At 68.5% G+C, this 314-nt stretch carries 1 protein-coding gene; it reads left to right on the top strand.

Annotated features, from left to right (window positions below):
• A partial coding sequence (locus tag EN807_RS34055) for a hypothetical protein (protein WP_189522695.1) occupies positions 1–314 on the top strand: 314 nt, incomplete at both ends.

The following is a 314-nucleotide window of genomic DNA, read 5'->3' as shown; positions in this document are numbered from 1 at the left end:
GAATCGGATACCGTCACGGCCTACACGACCGCCATGGCGCGGTTCCGGTTTCAGCTTGCCGGGCGCTCCGGCGATGCCGACCTTGCGGTCCCCCTGGAACCACGCCTGTTGCGGACGGAATTCAGCCAGCGGACGTGGCGCGCGGCGGACGGCAGTCTCTTGCAGGGCTTCGCCGGCAAGGGCGGTTTCCGGCTGACCGCGGGGAACTGCCTCGCCCAGATCTGCCTGGCCAGCGAATGCAGCGACGACGGCTGGCCGGTCTATGCCTGCAGCGACGGGCGCAAGCGCAAGATGTCCGTCACCGACTTCGTGAC

Source organism: Mesorhizobium sp. M5C.F.Ca.ET.164.01.1.1, assembly GCF_004792125.1.
In the GTDB taxonomy this organism is placed as follows: domain Bacteria; phylum Pseudomonadota; class Alphaproteobacteria; order Rhizobiales; family Rhizobiaceae; genus Mesorhizobium; species Mesorhizobium wenxiniae.
Note: the sequence above shows the minus strand (reverse complement) of the source record. Positions and strands in the feature narration are given on the sequence as shown.